Below are 20,173 nucleotides of genomic sequence, written 5' to 3' on the forward strand. Positions count from 1 at the left end.
AACCTTAGCGGAGAGGGTTCAGGCGATCGCATAATCTGCCTGTTGATTTTATTTCCTCTGAATTTGACAATTTAACCTAAATCAGGACACGATGGTATCGTGTCCCTACCCAATCAATTCTTCCGTAGGGGTACGGCATTGCCGTATCCTGGGTTTAAGGTGACGCTTCGCACCCACGCCCAGGCAATCCTAAGAAACCTTTAATACCAATCCTCCTCAGATTACGGTAAAGTCATGAGTGTTGCTTGCCTATCCAAGACGGTTCATGAGCGGACATCCCAACGCATCTACTCCCGAATCCAACGGTGCTACCGACATTCGCGCTACCGAGAAGGCGAAGCAGGTGGCGGCGGAAAATATGGATCATCGGACGGTAGACCGTAAACAGCTAACGCCGATGATGCAGCATTTTGCTGAACTCAAAGACCAGTATCCGAATGCGGTACTGCTGTATCGAGTCGGCGATTTCTATGAAACCTTCTTCCAAGATGCGCGGCGAGTGGCTGAAGAATTGGAATTAGTCCTCACCAGTAAGGAGGCGGGGAAGGGTGTGGGACGAGTTCCGATGACGGGAGTCCCCCATCACTCGATTGAACGCCATGCGACTCAGTTAGTGGAAAAAGGCTATGCGATTGTTATTTGTGATCAAGTAGAAGATGCATCCATCGCCGCTAAAGAAGGGCGTCAGGTCAAACGGGAAGTCACTCGCATTCTCACCCCCGGTACGTTAACCGAAGCGGGGATGCTAAATGCTAAACGCAATAACTTTCTGGCGGCGGTGGTGATGGCGGGGAATCATTGGGGATTAGCCTATGCAGATATTTCTACGGGGGAATTTTTTACCACTCAAGCCACGGATTTAGAGTTACTGGTACAGGAACTGTTGCGCTTGCACCCCTCAGAAGTGTTGATTCCTACCAATGCGCCGGATTTGGGGAGTATGCTGCGTCCAGGGGAAAAATCGGAGTCGTTACCTGATTGGTTACCCAACTCCTTTTGCTATAGCCTGCGTTCCCAAACCCCTTTCCGTTCCTCAGAAGCAAGAATACGACTCCTAGAACGATTTAAAGTGCGATCGCTAGAAGGGATGGGATGTGAACATTTACCTCTGGGAGTGCGGGCGGCGGGGGGATTGCTGGAATATTTGGAAGACACGCAAAAAGAAAATTATGTCGCCCTGCAACATTTACGCACGTATACCTTAGCTGATTATCTAATTCTCGATCACCAAAGCCGCCGCAATTTAGAAATTACCGCCACGGTGCGGGATAATACGTTTCATGGTTCCCTACTCTGGGCATTGGATCAAACCAGTACCTCCATGGGCGGACGGGCATTACGCCGTTGGTTATTGCAACCGTTATTAGATAGTAAAGGAATTCGGGCGCGACAAGATACGATTCAGGAGTTGACAGAAAATACCGGACTGCGGGAGGATTTACGTCAGTTATTACGGGGAATTTATGATTTAGAGCGATTAACCGGACGGGCAAGTTCCGGAACGGCAAATGCACGGGATTTGGTGGCGTTAGCGGATTCACTATTAAAATTACCCGATTTAGCCGAACTCGCCGCCTATGGGGGTTCTCCCTATCTGAAAGCATTGCAAACGTTTCCCCCAGAATTAGAACAGTTAGGACAAAGCATTCGCGCCCATTTAGTGGAATCGCCGCCGTTACAGATAAAGGAAGGCAATTTAATTCGTCCTGGGGTGAATGACCAACTGGATGAAATGCGTCGCATGGTGGAGGCGGATCAGCAGTGGATTGCTAACTTAGAAGTCACCGAACGCGATCGCACAGGCATTACCAATCTAAAAGTAGGATACAACAAAACCTTCGGCTATTACATCAGTATCGCTCGCTCAAAAGCTGATCAGGTTCCCGACGAGTACATCCGCAAACAAACCCTAACTAACGAAGAACGCTACATTACTCCCGACTTAAAAGAACGCGAAACCCGGATTCTCACCGCACGGGATGATTTAAACCGCTTAGAATACGAGATTTTTGTCGGATTACGCACCCAAGTGGGGAATTATGCCCAGTTAATTCGCCATCTGTCCCGCGCTGTGGCGGCGATTGATGTTTTGTCGGGTTTAGCAGAAATTGCTGTACGCCAGGGCTATTGTCGTCCCACCGTGGTAGAGGGGCGGGAAATTACGATTATTGATGGACGCCATCCGGTGGTGGAAAAGTCTCTGCCGGTGGGGTTTTTTGTCCCCAATTCGGCGTATTTGGGATGGGAGGAGTCCACGTCATCTGCTGAGGAAAAGACAAAGACGGAGAATCAGCAACGTCCCGATTTAATCATCCTCACTGGACCCAATGCCAGTGGCAAAAGTTGCTATTTACGCCAAGTGGGATTAATTCAAATTATGGCGCAGACGGGGAGTTTTGTGCCAGCGACATCGGCGACATTGGGAATCTGCGATCGCATTTTTACTCGTGTCGGCGCGGTTGACGATTTAGCCACAGGTCAATCCACGTTTATGGTGGAGATGAATGAAACGGCAAATATCTTGAATCATGCTACAAGTAAGTCCCTGGTGCTATTAGATGAAATTGGCAGAGGAACCGCCACGTTTGATGGGTTATCTATTGCTTGGGCGGTAGCGGAATATCTGTCTCTGGAAATTCAAGCACGGACTATTTTTGCTACCCATTACCATGAATTAAACGAATTGGCGTCTATTTTAGAGAATGTTGCCAATTATCAGGTTACGGTGAAAGAATTGCCCGATGAAATTATCTTTTTACACCAAGTTCAACCGGGCGGGGCGGATAAGTCTTATGGGATTGAAGCAGGGCGTCTGGCGGGTTTGCCCCCGGCGGTGATTCAACGGGCAAAGCAGGTGATGGGGCAAATTGAAAAGCACAGTAAAATTGCTATGGGATTGCGGAAAGGTATTGGCAAGAAAGCCAAAGATACTAAAACGATTAAGCCAGACACATCCGTACAGCAGTTAGATATTTTTGCCGAATGATAGCCTGATACCAAGTCACACCATGCAAGAGGGGGCGATTGAAATCGCTGCTACACAAACAAAGTCCGCCTACGCGGACTCGGTTATAACGGGGGTAGCTAACCCGGGTTTGGTATTATAGCAATCGCCAAGATATCTATTGGACTTTGGACAAAAAAATAAATTGGCGTAATTTATTTTCCAAGGCATTTAGGGCATAAAAATTAGATGTAGGGGCGGGTTTAGGGACAATTGTAGGGGCGGGTTTAGGGAATCAATCGTACGGGCGGGTTTAGGGAATCAATCGTACGGGCGGTTTTAGGGAATCAATAGTACGGGCGGGTTTAGGGAATCAATTCAGCTAGTCACCACTAACGGAACAACACAACCCGCCCTCCCCACCACTAACGGAACAACAAAACCCGCCCTCCCCACCACTAACGGAACAACAAAACCCGCCCATTCCCCCACCGAACGGCAATCGATTAATCCCAAACTCGACAACCAAACCCACCTTATTCTCAACCGCGATCGCACTTTTTTTGTCCAAAGTCCAGTATCTATATAAGTAACCATTAATTCCCCTCAACTGAAACAGCAAGTTTTGAACAGATAAAACGGATCGTACAGTAAGCAAGTCTTTGTGAATTAGAAAATTACTCGTAGTCGGTTAGTGAATCTAACATTGGCAGATCCCCCCAAACCCCCTTCAAAAGGGGGGCTTACTGTATTCAGCCGTGTAGGGGCGACCCGCCTGCATTAATCAACAACACCAATCTATTCAATTGGCTCGGGTCGCCCTTTACTCAAGTTAGTCGGGTTCTCCTCCAATTTGGTGGGTTACGGCGGATAGTTCATTTAACGGTTATGTGCCATCATTTAGTTCCCGCCTAACCCACCCTACAAATACTTCCCCATCCTGTAACTTGCCGACATCTTTGGCACGCGATCGCGGTGGAAAATCGGGATTGAATCGTGAAGTTAACATTAGCCGTGTAGGGGCGACCCGCCTGCATTAATCAACAACACCAATCTATTTAATTGGCTCGGGTCGCCCTTTACTCAATTTAGTCGGGTTCTCCTCCAATTTGGTGGGTTACGGCGGATAGTTCATTTAACGGTTATGTGCCATCATTTAGTTCCCGCCTAACCCACCCTACAAAGACTGGTAATTCCATCAAATTAATTGGCTTGGTGTAAGATAACCATTTTCACGTTTAGCCATCTCCCCTCGGTGCGTTTGCAGTCAAAGCATCCGGTTCGCGATCGCTTTCGCTGGGAACTGTATAGGAGAACCTATTGTGCTTTCCGATATCATGGTATCCCTAACCCCCAGCATTTACCCCCAGGTAACCCTACCCAACACCACTCCCATGGCTAGCGCATCCCTCGACTACTCCTTTCTCTTACTCACCCATCTGGTTTGTGCTGATCGCCAAATTCATCGGGAAGAGTCGAAACTCTTGCATGAGTTGGCAGATCAAACTCAGGTGGGACAACAGACTATCCAAGAAATGGAGAAAATTCTCGCCCAAGAGAAAACCCTCTTCCCTGTCGAGAACATCGCCCAGCAAATCCCCCCCGAACAGCAACAGGAAGCGATGCAGCAACTCCTGGCGCTGGCTTATGTAGATGGACTCTTTTCCCCTCTGGAACGGCAAATGATCGCACAGGTGGCACAGATTTGGCACTGGGATGCGACAGAGGTGGAACAGATGGTGACTCAAGCCCAAACCCTGCAAGCCAACCGGAAAAAAGACAGGGATTCTCACACCGAGAAACTCTCACTCAGCGCGATTTTACTCATGGGTGCAGAGTCTATCTTATCCCGCACCTTAATCGCCAAACTCGCCACCTTCGCCCCCGAAACTCTGGGACGCCGCATTGTTCAATTACAACGGCAAATCCTCTTAGCTGGACCCGACTACGAAGAAGCGGTACAACGCAATAGCATTATCGCTGGGGAAAATTATCGCTTCACTGAAACCGCACTCACGGATACGGAATCCACGTTAATCGGCTTAAATCAAACCCTAAAACTCACCCTAGAAAACCTCCAGAAAACCATTCATCAGCAGCCGACGAACCCAACCACAACCACGCAAGAACTGATCAATCAATTCAACCAAACCCAACAAACCCTAGCCGCCGAAATTGGAGAAGAACTGAATATTGTACGTGAATCCCTCTGGGCAAAACAACGCGCCTTGCACCATTTTAGTCTGGCGGTTATGGGAAAAACCAAAGTCGGCAAAAGTACCCTCCATGCGATTATTATTGGTGAAGGCTGGGAAGCGATTGGTAGTGGAGGACAACGCACGACTCGCTTTAATCGAGTGTATGATTGGAAAAATATTCGCATTATCGATACCCCCGGAATTGGCGCACCAGGGGGGAGAACAGAAGAGGAAATTCTCGAAAGTGTGATTGAAGAATCCGATCTCATTTGTTATGTCGTCACTAATGACAGCATCCAAGAAACCGAGTTTCAATTCTTGCAGCAGTTAAAAGCCAAGGCAAAACCCTTAATTATTCTGCTCAACCTGAAATATAATCTGCGTGATCCGCGTCGCTTAGACTATTTCTTAAAAAATCCCGATAAACTCTTTACCCTAGAAGGAAGTAGTGGGATTGGCGGACATATCGCTCGCATCCGTCGCTATGCCCAAAACCATTATGCCAACGACTATTTTGATATTATTCCCGTCATGCTGCTGGCGGCGCAAATGGCAAGCGAACCCGAACACCAAGCTAATCAGGATAAACTACTCAAAGCCAGCCGCATCCAGGACTTTTTAGACTCCATCCGCGAATCCCTAGTTAAGCATGGCGCGATTCGGCGATCGCAAACGCTTCTGGGTTCGACTGTGGGGACAATTGAACGCCCCTACCACTGGATGAGTCAGAAACGTCAAAGCTATCAACAATTGAGTGCTACTCTCACCCGTCAACGGGAAACCTTGCAGGCGCAAATCAAAACGGCGGGTAAGGATCATCTGGAATTCCTCCAGTATCAAATTGGCAGCATTTTTCAAGATGTTTTCAATAGTTTACCGGATTTTGCTGAATCCAATTGGAACTTCAGTCAGGAAAGCTTGAAACAAAATTGGGACTATAAACTGCAAGCGCTGCAAATTGATGATCGCCTGCAATATGCCTATCAAACGACGGTGCAAAACTTCAATCGTGATGTAGAAATTGCTTTATCTGAACTGGGAACCGATTTACAATTAATGGCTCATAGTGGTGGGCATGATTTCCAATTTTTTCCGAATCCTGCTGATCTGTACAGTGATAATGCCGCACAAATTGGCGGGAGTTTCTTGAGACTCTCCCAAACCCCGGTGACTCATTTTAGTCCCCCGGTGAACAAAACGGTGATGATGGGAGCAGTTGTGCTGAATAGCATTTTAGGTATTTTTACAACCCGCGAACAAAAACGCCATTTTGCCGTTCAACGGTTGTCTAAGTTATTAGCCCCTCAAATCAGAGCCAGTCAGCGCCAAATTGAGGAACAAGTAGCTAATAATTTCCGCGAGTATTATCGCCATGCAGCGGGGAGCATTATGCGGTATATCGAGGGGCTGATTCAAGAGTTTGAGCTAATTTCTCAGCAGTTTAATCAGCCGCAGCAACAACTCAGCCAGACGATTAATTTGCTTAATCTGGCGTATAGCAAGCGGATTGTTGATTGGTGTCAAAGCCACTATGAACCCTTAACTGAAGCCGGAATTAATAAAACAGTTACCCAAGTGAAACGGGAGTTTGCTAAACAGATTGATATTCAAACTAAATTTCAAGTCCGATATCATCTAGACAGCCAGGAAATTAATCGGATTTTGCAAGAAGATGTGTTGATGCATCGGCTTCAGTAGATCAGGGAGCAATGTAGAGACGTAGCATGCTACGTCTGGGAGCAGGGGAAGCAGGGGGAGCAGGGGAAGCAGGGGGAGCGGATTACAAATGACAAATGACAAATGACAAATGACCAAGGACAAATGACCAAGGACAAATGACAAATGACAAATCAATTTAAATCAGCGGTTGTCGCATCTAAGTTAACGACAGCTTGTATGAAATTTGACAAATACCTGGCGAAAATAAATCGAACGCCTCTAACTAAAATTCGTCAAAAACTACGCCAGGAACTTAATACCTATCGCCATCAGGGAATGCTGAGTGTTGTCGTAGTTGGACAATATGGGGCGGGAAAATCTACCCTGATTTCGGCGTTGACAGGGCGACGAGATATTGCCATTCATTCCGATATTACAACGGAGCAGATCAGCCGTTATAATTGGCAGGGAATTGAGGTCATTGATACACCTGGACTCTTTACAGAACGGCAGGATCATGATCAAATAACCTATAGCGCGATCGCGAAAGCAGATTTGGTGATTTTCTGTCTCACCTCGATGCTGTTTGACGCGATAACGGTGGAAAATTTTAAGCAGTTAGCCTACCATCAGGGCTATCGCTGGAAAATGATGCTGGTGATTAATAAAATGTCCGAGGAAGCGGGTGAGGATAGTGAAAAAATGGTGAACTACCGCCGCAGTTTAGCTGAAGCTTTACATCCCTATAATCTGGATGAATTTCCGATCTGTTTTATCGATGCCAAAGACTACTGTGAAGGAATCGATTCTGGGGATAAATTTCTCAGAGACGTGAGTCGTTTTTCCACATTCATTCAGACATTGGATACCTGGGTCGAACAGCGAGGGTATTTGACTCGCTTTGATACCCCGATTCGCATCGCTTTAAGCTGTGTAGATGACGCGCAATTTGATATCAGTCGTACTACTCCCCAAGACTCCTTATTCTTAGAACTACTCACCCGCCTAACTCGTAGTCTACACCAAGAACGCGATCGCCTGCGGACTAAAATTCAGGGGATAATTCTGCACCTATCTGCTACGATTACTCAAGAAGGCGATATCCTGCAAGTAGCCTTGGGTAGTCAACTGAACTTTGAACAATTGACTCAACGAACTGAACTGAATATCCAAAACCATTATGAACAAGCCGGCGAAAAAATAACCAATACTCTAAACCAGGCGATGATATCCCTACACCAAACTATCGTAACAATACTAAAAGGAAATCTGGTGCAACTATTACTGGAATCGTGGGAACAGGCTAAACCGGATAATCACAATCCAGGTAATTCTAAAAAGTCACAACATATCCATCGTCAATTGTATTGGCTGAAAACCTTTAGGGATACCGTTAAGGCAATGTCAGAAGACTATCCCCAAAATTTAGCCGAGTTTCAAGTTAAACCTTGGCAGTCGGTAGAAGCGATGACTCCAATTATCCATATTTCCCACTTCTTAAGTTCGGCAACAATCATTTTCTCGGAAAAACCTGAACCAGATACTGGGGAATACCCAGCGGATAGAGAAAAGCAAATGAACGATATTATCCGTTATATTACCAGTCAATTTAAGGCAATTGCTAAACATCTAGAGAATCAAATTAATCTTCAACTCTGGACTGTAGAACAACAAACCTATCGAAAAATTGAGCAACAGATTAGTGTCAGACGTCAGCAGGAACTAGACGCGATCGCGGGTTCTAATAAAGAGGTGAAACAATTAGCTGAAATTCGTCGTGACTTTGAGCGAATTTTGCAGTATATTAGCAAGGCGACAGCCAATTCCTCGGCTTTCCCAGGAACGGGGGGCGGGTGATAGGTGTAACGTTGAATTAATTTTTATACAATAATTTACCTCCTTTTTACGTAGATAAATTGGGGCAATTATCGCGGTTGGTTGTAGGGGCGAGTCGCTGCTCATCGTAGGCGGTGTTAGAATTAACCTGTCTCGACTCGCCCTTGTCTAAATGTAGGCTGTGTCGCGGTGTCAGATAATTATTGATATTAGTTCTGAATTGCTACTATGGCATACAGCGATTTTTCATTGAATCAGGTCAAAAAGGTCTTTGGACTAACAGAACAATCTGTTCAGCTTTTCAGTAATGTTGCTACTTTAGAACCAAGTAACTGGCTAGAGGAAACCCTTAGCTACAGCCTTAAGTTAGCCCTGGCTTCGTCCAGTGAAAAAGCAAGATCAGAATTTATTATTGCCCCAATTTTAATTGAGCTAGAGCGACGAAATCCGAATAAACTATCTATCTATTCTGGCGAAAAGCTCGATGTAGACGAGGAACAGGGGTTGAAAGGAGAATGTGATTTTATCTTGGCTAAAAGTCCGGTTTCTCTGACAATGCAGGCTCCGATTATTTCTTTGGTAGAAGCGAAGAAAAGCGATATTAAAGGGGGTTTAGGTCAGTGCATTGCTCAAATGTTGGGAGCGCAACGCTTCAATGAGCTAGAAGATAACTCAATTACTGGGATTTACGGCTGTGTGACTACGGGAGAAGACTGGCAATTTTTGAAGCTAGAGGGCAGTTGTGTTTTTGTGGATAACCAGCGATATTACATCAATGAACTGGAAAAACTGCTTGGCATTTTCCAATTTATTGTGGATAGTTACGAAACATATTGACAACCGTAGGGGCGGGTTTAGGAGTTAAAACCCGCCCGACTCAGAACTAACGGAACAACAAAACCCGCCCTGCCTCACCACTAATACTTTTGCCACGGCGATTAAAGCGGAATGTGGCTTACCACAGAAGAAACGGTTTTGACCTTTATGCTCAATGCTCACAAAAGCGAGATGGCTGACCGATTTGTAATATCATGTTCGGTGATAAATGTTAATGTCGCATGGTTGATATGTAAAAATGTCATTTGTGTGCGGATTATGTATCCTAAGTAACGAGATGAATTGGGTAGTCCCCATAGATTATAGGGATGAAGGATGAGATAAGTAGGTCGGCACAATAAAAGGCGGGCGGTGGGGAACTCGCGTTCGCTCCAAGCAAGCTACGTCCTTTGTCATTTGTCCTTTGTCAGGGGAAAGAGGTCTATTTACATCACTTAACATAGTTGAGTTTATTTCCACCAACCTACTTATGAGATCCTTAAGCCTGGAACATGAGCGCATAGATTAATTGAAATAAATGGTTTTATTGAAGGGTCATGAATCAACCTAACTATCTCGGTAAAGTCTATTTAGTCGGCGCGGGTCCCGGAGATCCTGGATTATTTACCCTGAAAGGTAAAACCTTGTTAGAATATGCCGATGTGGTAATCTACGACGCTTTAGTCAGTGCGCCTATTTTGGCAATGATTAACCCCAATGCGGAAAAAATTAATGGCGGAAAACGGCGGGGGCGTCATTCCTTACCCCAGGAACAAACCACACAGTTGCTGATTGAAAAAGCCAAAACCCATGCCGTTGTGGTGCGCCTTAAGGGGGGTGATCCCTTTGTCTTTGGGCGCGGCGGGGAAGAAATGGAGGATTTAATCCAGGCGGGTGTATCGGTGGAAGTGGTTCCCGGTATTACCTCTGGGATTGCAGCACCTGCATACATAGGAATTCCCCTGACCCATAGACAGTATAGTTCATCCATTACCTTTGTCACCGGACACGAAGCGGTGGGTAAGTATCGCCCTGAAGTTAATTGGCAGGCGATCGCTCAGGGAAGTGAAACGATTGTAATCTATATGGGGGTGCATAATCTGGGCAATATCGTGGCGCACGTTATCGCGGCGGGACGTTCTCCAGACACCCCCGTGGCTTTAATTCGCTGGGGAACTACACCACAGCAAGATTACTTAGTCGGCACCCTGGACACCATTGTGCAGCAAGTGGACGCCACTGGATTTGAAGCCCCTGCGATCGCGGTTATTGGTGATGTGGTTAATTTACAGCAAATTTTGAGCCAATGCCAACCTATAATTCTTAGTTAGGATCACTGCATCGTGGAAATAGATGGTCAATTCCGGGTCATCCACACCCAAAAACAGATTAATGCGCTGGTGGGAGTCCTTAACTCTCCCATCACGGTTATTGGTAATCGCCTTGGCTGCACCCTTGACGGTGTTGAATGCCTGGGCATTTTCGGAAATTTTCGCCTATTTTCAATCCCTACTGGTCACGGTGTTAGCGGCTTCCCTGTTAGCGTTCCTATTAAACTATCCGGTAAGCTGGTTAGAAACCCTGGGAATTAAGCGAGGATTAGCCGGGTTATTCGTGTTTTTAGTGGCGCTATTGCTGTTGTTTGCGATTGGCGTGACGCTGTTTCCCTTGGTGATTACTCAAGCCCAACAATTGGTGAGTCGTTTACCCGAATGGTTCGATTCCGGGCGGCGCCAGTTGATAATGTTGGATCACAGGTTGGAAGATTTAAACTTACCGATTAGCCTGGATGGTTTAATTATTCAAATCAATGACCGCTTGAAGGGACAACTGCAAGTTATTGCCTCTCAAACCTTGAACATAACTCTAAATTTAGCGGTGTTTACGGCAACTAAGGTTTTGGATGTGTTATTAACGATTATTTCCACATTCTATTTACTTCAGCATGGTCGTGAAGTCTGGCGTAGTTTAATTGAATGGTTACCCAAGAACGTCCAGGAATCGGCGTCAAATACCCTACGGTTAAGCTTCCAAAACTATTTTATCGGGCAGATTATTATTGCCACTTGTATGGCGTCGGGGTTAATTTCGCTATTTGTCTTGCTTAAAGTTCCGTTTGGGTTGTTATTTGGCTTTACAATTGGAGTTATGGCACTGGTTCCCTTTGGCGGTTCGGTGGGGATAGCTTTAGTGACGCTACTTGTGGCTTTGCGAGATATTGGTTTGGGGGTTCAAGTATTAGCAGTGGCGGTGGTTTTTCAGCAACTTGTGGAAAATTTATTAGCGCCGAGAATTTTTGGTCGTGTTACGGGATTAAATCCGTTTTGGGTGTTTATTTCTCTGTTAATTGGGGTAAGAGTGGGGGGATTGTTGGCGGTGATTGTGGCGGTACCCACGGCTGTTGTGGTGAAGGAGGCGTTGATTGAGGTAAGAAAGGCGAGAAAGGATCGGAATATTGAGGTGATTCCATCGCCTGAGTTGGTTCAAGATGTGTAGGGGCGCATTGACGTGATTGGTATTAACTTAAGCTAGAAAGCCCTCACCCCCAGCCCCTCTCCCAAGCTTGGGAGAGGGGAGCAAGAGGGGAGCAAGAAAGGTGTTATATTGCAGGCGTAGCCACCTACATTTTTCTTCATTAATTGTTCCAATTCCCCTTCTCCAAGGAAACAAAAGCTCCCGCATCCTCTGTCATCCCCCCTTGCCAAAAAAGCTCCCGCATCCTTAGTCATCCCCCCTTGCCAAAAAAGCTCCCGCATCCTTAGTCCTCCCCCCTCTTGTAGGGGGGAATGAGGGGGGTAGGGGGGAATGAGGGGGGTAGGGGGGAACGAGGGGGGTCCGGAGTTGGGGTTAGGGGATGAGGGTAAAAAGCTCTACCTGTTCTTATTTTTACCTTAAGTTGATACGGATGATTGACGTGCGCCCAAAATAATGTAATATTTATTCCACTACTTGAGTTGGATCACGCCAGTTGACCCCAAACAACTTCATCGGATCTAGGGCTAAAGCCCTTACTACGAACATCGGATCTAGGGCTAAAGCCCTTACTACGAACATCGGATCTAGGGCTAAAGCCCTTACTACGAACATCGGTGCGATCGCATTGCCTAAACGATCGCTGATTCGGTTTATTCTGTTGGTTATTATGGGCTTGGCTTTGGCGTTAGGGTTGGCGAATTGTGATACTCCTTCTAGCCAAACTAGCGAGAGTTCCGCGATTCCGGCGGATACGCTGGTTTATGGTTCCGGTGGACAACCGGTGAATTTGGAACCGGGGAATATTACGGATGGTAATTCGATTGTTGTTCAGCATCAAATCTACAATACGCTGCTGGGTATTAAACCGGGAACGACTGAGTTGGAACCTGGGTTGGCGACGGAGTGGACAGTATCTGAGGATGGGAAGACGTGGACGTTTAAGCTACGCGAGGATGTTAAATTTCATGATGGTAGTGATTTTAATGCTGAAGCGGTAAGGTTTAATGTAGAGCGTTGGTGGAATCCCGACAGTGAGTTTGGCTATCGGGATGCGGGGAAAAATTATGAGATTTGGGCGAATTTGTTTGGCGGATATAAGGGAAGTCCGGATTCAATTTTGCAAGATATTGTGGTTGTGGATGATAATACGATTGAGTTTATCCTTCAGCAACCGTTTGCCGCATTTGGCGCGGCGATAGCTTCGGGTTATTTTGGGATTGCCAGTCCCGATGCGATTAAACAAGCTGGGGCAGATTATGGTACTCCGGCATCCTTGGCAGTGGGGACGGGACCGTTTATGTTTAAAGAATGGCAGACTGGCGATCGCATTGTTCTGGAAAAGAATCCGAATTATTGGAAACTGGATTTACCGAAGTCTGATCAGGTGGTGATTCGCTTTATTACTGATCCGTCAGCACGGTTGGCACAATTACGGGCGGGTACGATTAATTTTACGGTAGATTTATCCCCCGATCAACTCCCAGAAATTGAAAATGATGCCAATTTAGACGCCGTATTTCGTCCCTCATTTAACGTCGGCTATCTGGCGCTAAATCCCAGCTATGAACCCCTTTCTAAGGTAGAGGTGCGTCGTGCGATCGCGCAAGCTATTAACACCTCAGAAATTGTCCCCGCCTTCTGGGGAGAATTGGGTCAACATGATAATCATTTTACCCCATCGTCTCTCTCGGAGTATCAGTCTGAGCAAATTATCAATTATTCTTACAATCCCCAACAAGCCCAACAACTGATCGCTGATGCCGGGTATCCTGATGGCTTTGACCTAGATTTGTGGTATATGCCCGTCAGTCGTCCCTATTTTCCCACACCCAAACCCATCGCTGAAGCGATAGCCGCTGAATTAAGTGCGATCGGCATTAACGTCAACTTACAAACCAAAGATTGGGCTGCCTATTTAGAGGATCGGCGAAAATCACCAGGATTTCAGGCTTTTATGTTGGGATGGACAGGGGATTATGGTGATCCTGATAACTTTTACTATGCCCATTTTGGTCCCGGCGCAACCGAGGATTTAGGCGGCTGGAAAAATGAGGACGTTCTCCAGCTTTTAGAACAGGGAAGGGCGACAACTGATCAAGCTGAACGAACTCAAATTTATGCCCAAATCGATGAAATTTTAGCCCAAGAAGCCATCCGATTACCCATCGTTCACTCCCAACCCTTATTAGCCAAACGCAAAACGGTTACTGGGTGGACACCCAGTCCCTTAGGTTCAGAACCCTTTGAGACAATAAGCCAAGGTTTTTAGTTGCGCTTGTAGTTGCGCTGTCTTCGCCATTAAAAGTATAGCGTTGACCATAAACCCTTAATTCACTCAATCCCTATTACTCTTGTAGATTGACTTGAACGAAAAAGATGATTAAATTTTTGAGGAAATTATTGAATTCTCTGTGTCAATCTGTGTCTCTCACTATTCAGGCTTCTGTCTGCATCATCCCTTCTGTGTCATCTGTGTTTTTGTCAATACTCAGTCATAATTTTTATCTAAAGTTAAAAAAAATACATGCATCCAACGAGACATGGGGGGTGAGGCGAAAACTATGAATTATACAAAGTTTTACGATTATTCAAGGGATTTAGCTGTGTCAAAATTAATTTTGCCCACAAAAAACCCACCATAGATAGTATACATGAAAACCGCACAAGCCTCTCACAATCGCTGTAACCCCTGAAAAATCGTAGCGTTTTCCCAAAAAGAGGTAAAAAACGAGCAATTATGACGTTTTGTTGAGACGAGACTCTGATTGAAAAAATTAAACCGTTCTGGGGGAAAGAATAGTTTAACTTATTATAAGTTGACAAATTGAGGTGAAACGACATTGAGTCAAGGGGAAGGAAATGTCAGTAGCGAAGGAGGAAGAAAGAGCCAAGTGGTATCTAGTGAATAGTGGGTATCAAAAGAAGGCAAGAGCAATGGTTAGTCGATACAGTATCGTCCAATACGTTCCCAATCCGATTGCTGATGAGCGGATCAATATTGGTGTGCTTGCCTTTGATGATGATCGGGTGCGTGTTCGGTTTTTAAGCCATTGGGAACGGGTAAAACGCTTTGGAATGGAAGATATTCATTTCCTCAAAGATTTCGCTAGTCGCATGGAGGATGCGGCTGCTGATGGATTATTGCTTCCGGGGGATTCGTCAAATGAGACTCCCAAGCAGGAACGTTTAATCAGAGTCGCTCAGAATTGGTTTAATAGCATTCAGTTGACTGAACCGCGTGGTTCTCTAGACGATGTAGACAGCCTTTTAGTAGATATTGCTGATACCTGTTTACTTGAGCCACCGGAGAAGCCAAAGCCGCGCGATCGCGCTTTTGCAGTTCAAATGACCAGAAGGAAAATTAAGAAGGTTCTTGGAGATCGAGCAAAAGATCTAGTAAAAAAAATATTCAAGGATCACCTTAAGCCTATAGACACTACAACGATGGAGTTTATTTGAGAAAATAAAAGGATGCTTCGTTTTTTGGCTACGGAAGGAGGAGAATTCATACCAAGTTGCAGTCAAAGAGGTAATCTGTCATGCTGAGCGTAACGGAGTGTAGCGAAGCATCTATCCAGATTCTTCGCTTCGTTCAGAATGACATATTAGAACACAACTCGGTATCAAAGCCTCTCAAGAGCAGGAGAGAGGTTTGGATAGAGGTTTTCTAAATTCCGGCGAACCGAACAGTTTACTCGGCAATTGGGTCTTATACCAAGTTGCAGTCTAAGATAGAATTTGTCATGCTGAGCGTAACGGAGTGTAGCGAAGCATCTATCCAGATTCTTCGCTTCGCTCAGAATGACATAATAGAACGCAACTCGGTATTATCGGTGCTGGGGAAGACTCGAAGGCGCGTAACGGGGAAGATTCCCATTACCGAATTTATCGGTTAAGGTGGTAGAGGTGGAAAGCTGCGAGAGACTAGCTTGAGTTGTGCCAAGTGAAGAGATGCCATAATTCTTTTCGGGTGGCTTTGAGTGAGGAAGACAGAGGAAGATGGATAGAGCAGAATTAGTCGAAATTATTGATAAGGCAGCCCGTGAAGGAGTAACACAGCTGGATTTATCGGGGAAAGGTATCACAGAGATACCGGAATGTATCGGTCAATTAACCAACCTTAAATGGCTGTATTTGTCTAAAAATAAAATAACAAATATACCGAAATGTATTGGTCAATTAAATAATCTTAAATGGCTGTTTCTAGATGGAAACAAAATAACAAATATACATGATTTAACGGGTCAATTAAATAATCTCAAATGGCTGTTTTTAGGGGGAAATCAAATAACAGAAATACCGGAATGCATCGCTCAATTAACTAACCTGCAAAAGTTGGATTTAGATAATAATCCTCTCAACCCTGTTGTCAAAAGTGCATATCAAAGCGGACTAGACGAACTCAAAGCCTATTTAAGAAGTATACAACAACCCGACCAACGCGAAGAATTTTACCGGACAAGCGATGGTGAAAGCCCTCGCGATTTATCCGAGGGATGAAACCGAGCGATGCGTCCAGCACAGCAACTTTAGTTGCGAGTGCTAATCAGCTTGTGTTATGATTCTACCATAATCTCAACGCGGTAAAATGATTGTCTACGAGGGTAAGTTAAAAGGGAAAGAGTATCAGTACAGAAGGCTTGATGAAGCCATTCGTACTGGTCTGTTTATCCGTAATGCTTGCCTTAAATATTGGGAAGATGGTCAGGCTAAGACCCGCAATGATTTTTCCAAGTATTGTACGATTCTTGGTAAAAGTAAAGAGTTTCCCTGGGCGGGGAAATTAAACTCTCAGGCTCGACAAGCCATGTCCGAGCGTGCTTGGGCGGCTATTTCAAGATTCTTTGATAACTGCAAAAACCAGATTAAGGGGAACAAAGGCTACCCCAAGTACAAGAAAAACCGTCCTAATCATGGTTCCGTAGAGTATAAGACATCTGGCTGGAAACTATCAGAGAATCGTGACTCAATCACATTCACCGATGGATTTAAAGCCGGAGAATTCAAGCTCTACGGTACTCGCGACTTAAACTACTATCAACTAAATCAGATAAAGCGAGTTAGGGTAGTACGCCGTGCCGATGGATACTATGCCCAATTCTGTATTGACCATGACAGGACTGAAGATAGGACTCCGACAGGTCACAACGTAGGGTTAGATGTTGGTTTAAACCATTTTTATACCGACTCAGATGGTCAGACAGTTGACAATCCGAGATTCTTGAGAAAGTCAGACCAAGCACTGAAACGACTTCAAAAACGAGTATCCAAGAAGTTTAAGAAAGGTCAACCACAATCTAACAACTACAAAAAGGCTAAGCAAAAGTTAGCCAAAAAGCATTTGAAAGTCAGTAGGCAGCGTAAAGACTTTGCGGTAAAGACTGCATTGTGCGTAGTCCGGTCTAACGACTTGGTAGCTTATGAAGACTTGCAAGTACGAAATATGGTCAAAAACCATCACCTAGCCAAATCGATTTCAGACGCGGCTTGGTCAGAATTTAGATGTTGGCTTGAGTATTTTGGCAAAGTGTTTGGTGTAGCGACGGTTGCCGTCAAACCACACTATACTTCTCAGAACTGTTCCAATTGCAGTTGTGTTGTGAAAAAGGCACTTTCAACACGAACACATAAATGCAAGTGCGGATGTGTCTTAGACCGTGATTGGAATGCCGCGATAAACATACTCAAGGAAGCACTTCGTACTGTAGGGCATACAGGAACATTCCAGGAATACTGGATAAACGCTTCGGGACAACTCGCCCTCTGGTGTATTGATGAAAATCAATATTCTAAGGTGATTGGATGAACGAAGAATCCCCCGCGCTTTTAGCCGGGGGAGTGTCAAGAAGCAAAATTAGTCTTAGTTGGTGAAGGGGGAGTAGGCAAAACCACCCTGCTTAAAGCACTAACGGGTAAAGACCCTCAAACCAATGAACCAACCACTCATGGAGTTGATATTGCCATTCAAGCGCTCCATTTACCCCATCCCCAAAAAGAAAACGTTGAAATTAAACTGAATGCTTGGGATTTTGGCGGTCAGGAAGTCTATCGCGTCACGCACCAATTTTTCTTTAGTAAACGTTCCGTCTACTTACTCGTTTGGGAACCACGCCGAGGTGTGCAGCAATGCCAAGTGGAAGACTGGCTAAAATTGCTACAGATGCGAGTTGGCGATGAAGCGCGTGTAATTATCGTTTCGACCTATTGCCAATCCGGTCAACATATTGCGCGAATTGATAAACCAGTCCTAAAACGTGATTTTGGTGACATGATTGTTGGCTTTCATGAGGTGGATAGTTTAGTCGATGACCCCGCTACTGGGGAAAAAGTGGGTATTACACAACTCAAACAAATCATTGCTGAAACCGCTCAAAACTTTGACCAAATGGGAGTGGTGCTAAATACAGCATGGCGAGAGTCACGGGATGAACTCTTGGCAATCGATAAACCTCGGATTTCCTACACAAAATTTACCACAGTCTCCTCGGCTCATGGTTTAAATGATATTGCCACAAAAACCCTGGCTGACCTAATGCATGATTTAGGGTATATCGTCTACTACAGTGAGGATGAACGGTTGCAGGATGATGTCGTATTACAGCCAGAATGGTTAACCAAAGCCATTGGTTTTGTTCTAGAAGACCGCACAACTCAAGAAATGGATGGTATCTTATCGGATAACCGATTACTAGAGGTATGGTGGGAAAATCCAGCCGATGGTAAAACACGCTATCCCTCAGAGTTGTATCCCTTCTTCCTGCGACTGATGGAAAAATACGATGTCTCCTACCGTTTGGAAGATGGAACCGCCAGTTTAGTCGCGCAACACGTACCCCAAATTCGTCCCAATCTCCCCTGGCTACCAGAGGAGGAACCCGCGAATAATCGGCGTCGAATTGCTACCGTTTGTGTGATGGAAGAATCGCCACCGGGACTAATTCCCTGGATGATTGTTCGCACCCATGACTATATCTATCAACGCCATGAAGCCGATGGGAAAATCCATCGATTACACTGGCAAAAGGGGATGTTCCTGCGGAATAAAACCCATGGTGAGGCGATGCTGGAATTGCGAGACAGAGAACTTCATCTGTATACTGAGGCGGTGTGGCCCGAATACTTTACCAATATCCTTCAGCAAACCCTACAAAAGCTGATTTCTGACACTTGGCCCGGATTGGAAGGTCGTTATTATTTTGCCGTTCCTTGTCCCACCAAAAACCAAGGGAAAGCCTGTATGGGACGGTTTGAAATTGGTGCATTACGCCAGTTTCTGGAGGAAGGGGATACTCACTATCCCTGTCAGTTTTGTCGCACCCGCCACAAAATAGTTGATTTACTCTTCGGTTTAGAAGAGGAAGACACCAGAGAACAATTAAGTCGCATTGAAGTTAAAGTTGAGCGCGGCTTTACTGAAATTCAGCAGAATCTACAGGAATTTGAAAGCCGCATCGCCAACTCTGTGATGGGGATTATGCAAGCCGTCGCCAGCGAATCTAAACGGGGACCGCGACTATTTACCCTGGAACTGAGGGAGGGAAACTGGCGACGGTTGACGAGTAAAAAGTATCGGCTACATTTGTGGTGTGAGGAACCGAATTGTCAGCATCCTGTCCATGATATCGATAAAGGCGTTTATGAGTTTAAAGCGTCTCGTGAGTGGGTGGAAAAAGTTGCTCCCTACGCTAATTTGATAGCGGGGGTGTTGAAAACCTTAACCCCAATTACTGCACCCGCCGCGAATATGTTTTTTTGCGAAGAGTTTATGAAAGTCAGTAATCTTCAATCTCAATTGGAGATGATGAAGGAGTTAACCAATACGATTCTCAGCGATAACAAACTCCTGATTGATGGAACCGCCGGGATGCGAGATGGCTTACTCAGTCAAGCGGAACGTTCGGGGATTTTGGCGTTACATTCTTTCTTAGATGAGGAAGACTCCCATCATGAAAGATTGGGACTTAAGCGACTGCCCACCTATACCGGGGACTATCTTTGGTTATGTGAAAAACACTATCAGAATCGTCAGTCGAAAATGCCGCAGTTCTAGCTAACTTTTTACGCCATCTAGAAAAATTGATATCAAATCGAATCCCAAGGGTACTGACTTTAGAGTGTGTAGTCAGCGATGCGAGCGCTTATGGCACTAAAGTGCCTACTACAAAACCAGCTTAAGTCAGCGACATTCGACTTAAGGCTGGTGGGCAGTGCCCACCCTACTTTTTTGGCACGGAAGGGGGAGAAT

Annotated in this window: 15 protein-coding genes; 12 read left to right on the top strand and 3 right to left on the bottom strand. The window is 45.5% G+C overall.

The window, feature by feature from the left end; genetic code table 11:
• Positions 1 to 265 precede the first annotated feature (265 nt).
• Entirely contained in the window at positions 266 to 2,986 is a 2,721-nt protein-coding gene (mutS, locus tag RIG27_RS26535; protein ID WP_446350174.1) for a DNA mismatch repair protein MutS, read from the top strand.
• Between the two features lie 336 nt (positions 2,987 to 3,322).
• Here mutS and RIG27_RS26540 read toward each other — a convergent pair whose 3' ends face one another.
• On the bottom strand, positions 3,323 to 3,541 hold the full coding sequence (locus RIG27_RS26540; protein WP_446350175.1) for a hypothetical protein: 219 nt from the start codon (positions 3,539 to 3,541) through the stop codon (positions 3,323 to 3,325).
• 289 nt (positions 3,542 to 3,830) lie between these two features.
• A complete protein-coding gene (locus RIG27_RS26545) occupies positions 3,831 to 3,953 on the bottom strand; it encodes a hypothetical protein (RefSeq protein ID WP_446350176.1) in 123 nt (40 codons plus the stop codon).
• A gap of 313 nt (positions 3,954 to 4,266) precedes the next feature.
• Here RIG27_RS26545 and RIG27_RS26550 point away from each other — a divergent pair, with 313 nt between their 5' ends.
• Complete coding sequence (locus RIG27_RS26550; protein WP_446350177.1) at positions 4,267 to 6,840, top strand: GTPase; 2,574 nt, start codon at positions 4,267 to 4,269, stop codon at positions 6,838 to 6,840.
• Here the strand turns inward: RIG27_RS26550 and RIG27_RS26555 are convergent.
• A complete protein-coding gene (locus RIG27_RS26555; protein ID WP_446350178.1) occupies positions 6,778 to 6,984 on the bottom strand; it encodes a hypothetical protein in 207 nt (68 codons plus the stop codon). The genes RIG27_RS26550 and RIG27_RS26555 overlap by 63 nt on opposite strands.
• Here RIG27_RS26555 and RIG27_RS26560 point away from each other — a divergent pair, their 5' ends adjacent.
• The 10 genes from RIG27_RS26560 (at position 6,985) to RIG27_RS26605 (ending at position 19,978) form a co-directional block, all read left to right on the top strand.
• Positions 6,985 to 8,658, top strand: coding sequence for a GTPase (locus RIG27_RS26560; protein WP_446350179.1), 1,674 nt, complete (start codon positions 6,985 to 6,987; stop codon positions 8,656 to 8,658).
• A gap of 207 nt (positions 8,659 to 8,865) precedes the next feature.
• Positions 8,866 to 9,474: a hypothetical protein gene (locus RIG27_RS26565; protein WP_446350180.1), complete on the top strand. Its 609-nt coding sequence runs from the start codon at positions 8,866 to 8,868 to the stop codon at positions 9,472 to 9,474.
• 536 nt (positions 9,475 to 10,010) lie between these two features.
• The gene (gene cobA / locus RIG27_RS26570; protein WP_446350181.1) at positions 10,011 to 10,784 is read left to right on the top strand and encodes a uroporphyrinogen-III C-methyltransferase; all 774 of its coding nucleotides are present in this window, start codon (positions 10,011 to 10,013) and stop codon (positions 10,782 to 10,784) included.
• Between the two features lie 22 nt (positions 10,785 to 10,806).
• On the top strand, positions 10,807 to 11,949 hold the full coding sequence (locus tag RIG27_RS26575) for an AI-2E family transporter (RefSeq protein ID WP_446350182.1): 1,143 nt from the start codon (positions 10,807 to 10,809) through the stop codon (positions 11,947 to 11,949).
• A gap of 646 nt (positions 11,950 to 12,595) precedes the next feature.
• Entirely contained in the window at positions 12,596 to 14,197 is a 1,602-nt protein-coding gene (locus RIG27_RS26580; protein ID WP_446350214.1) for an ABC transporter substrate-binding protein, read from the top strand.
• A gap of 590 nt (positions 14,198 to 14,787) precedes the next feature.
• On the top strand, positions 14,788 to 15,387 hold the full coding sequence (locus tag RIG27_RS26585) for a DUF3037 domain-containing protein (RefSeq protein WP_446350183.1): 600 nt from the start codon (positions 14,788 to 14,790) through the stop codon (positions 15,385 to 15,387).
• Positions 15,388 to 15,671: 284 nt separating this feature from the next.
• Complete coding sequence (locus tag RIG27_RS26590; RefSeq protein WP_446350184.1) at positions 15,672 to 15,824, top strand: hypothetical protein; 153 nt, start codon at positions 15,672 to 15,674, stop codon at positions 15,822 to 15,824.
• A gap of 103 nt (positions 15,825 to 15,927) precedes the next feature.
• Positions 15,928 to 16,428, top strand: coding sequence for a leucine-rich repeat domain-containing protein (locus tag RIG27_RS26595; RefSeq protein ID WP_446350185.1), 501 nt, complete (start codon positions 15,928 to 15,930; stop codon positions 16,426 to 16,428).
• 88 nt (positions 16,429 to 16,516) lie between these two features.
• On the top strand, positions 16,517 to 17,734 hold the full coding sequence (locus RIG27_RS26600; protein ID WP_446350186.1) for an RNA-guided endonuclease InsQ/TnpB family protein: 1,218 nt from the start codon (positions 16,517 to 16,519) through the stop codon (positions 17,732 to 17,734).
• Positions 17,735 to 17,821: 87 nt separating this feature from the next.
• Positions 17,822 to 19,978, top strand: a complete 2,157-nt coding sequence (locus RIG27_RS26605; RefSeq protein ID WP_446350215.1) for a COR domain-containing protein — start codon at positions 17,822 to 17,824, stop codon at positions 19,976 to 19,978.
• The last annotated feature ends 195 nt before the right edge of the window (positions 19,979 to 20,173 follow it).

The sequence above is a fragment of the Coleofasciculus sp. F4-SAH-05 genome, from assembly GCF_040222985.1.
In the GTDB taxonomy this organism is placed as follows: Bacteria; Cyanobacteriota; Cyanobacteriia; order Cyanobacteriales; family Coleofasciculaceae; genus Coleofasciculus; species Coleofasciculus chthonoplastes.

Excerpts from the sequence above, each read along its gene's own strand:
- RIG27_RS26560 (WP_446350179.1), top strand. The coding sequence starts at position 6,985 with ATGACAAATCAATTTAAATCAGCGGTTGTCGCATCTAAGTTAACGACA.
- RIG27_RS26595 (WP_446350185.1), top strand. The coding sequence starts at position 15,928 with ATGGATAGAGCAGAATTAGTCGAAATTATTGATAAGGCAGCCCGTGAA.
- RIG27_RS26575 (WP_446350182.1), top strand. The coding sequence starts at position 10,807 with ATGGTCAATTCCGGGTCATCCACACCCAAAAACAGATTAATGCGCTGG.
- RIG27_RS26580 (WP_446350214.1), top strand. The coding sequence starts at position 12,596 with ATGGGCTTGGCTTTGGCGTTAGGGTTGGCGAATTGTGATACTCCTTCT.
- RIG27_RS26565 (WP_446350180.1), top strand. The coding sequence starts at position 8,866 with ATGGCATACAGCGATTTTTCATTGAATCAGGTCAAAAAGGTCTTTGGA.
- RIG27_RS26600 (WP_446350186.1), top strand. The coding sequence starts at position 16,517 with ATGATTGTCTACGAGGGTAAGTTAAAAGGGAAAGAGTATCAGTACAGA.
- RIG27_RS26545 (WP_446350176.1), bottom strand. The coding sequence starts at position 3,953 with ATGTTAACTTCACGATTCAATCCCGATTTTCCACCGCGATCGCGTGCC.
- RIG27_RS26585 (WP_446350183.1), top strand. The coding sequence starts at position 14,788 with ATGTCAGTAGCGAAGGAGGAAGAAAGAGCCAAGTGGTATCTAGTGAAT.
- mutS (WP_446350174.1), top strand. The coding sequence starts at position 266 with ATGAGCGGACATCCCAACGCATCTACTCCCGAATCCAACGGTGCTACC.
- RIG27_RS26540 (WP_446350175.1), bottom strand. The coding sequence starts at position 3,541 with ATGGTTACTTATATAGATACTGGACTTTGGACAAAAAAAGTGCGATCG.
- cobA (WP_446350181.1), top strand. The coding sequence starts at position 10,011 with ATGAATCAACCTAACTATCTCGGTAAAGTCTATTTAGTCGGCGCGGGT.
- RIG27_RS26590 (WP_446350184.1), top strand. The coding sequence starts at position 15,672 with ATGCTGAGCGTAACGGAGTGTAGCGAAGCATCTATCCAGATTCTTCGC.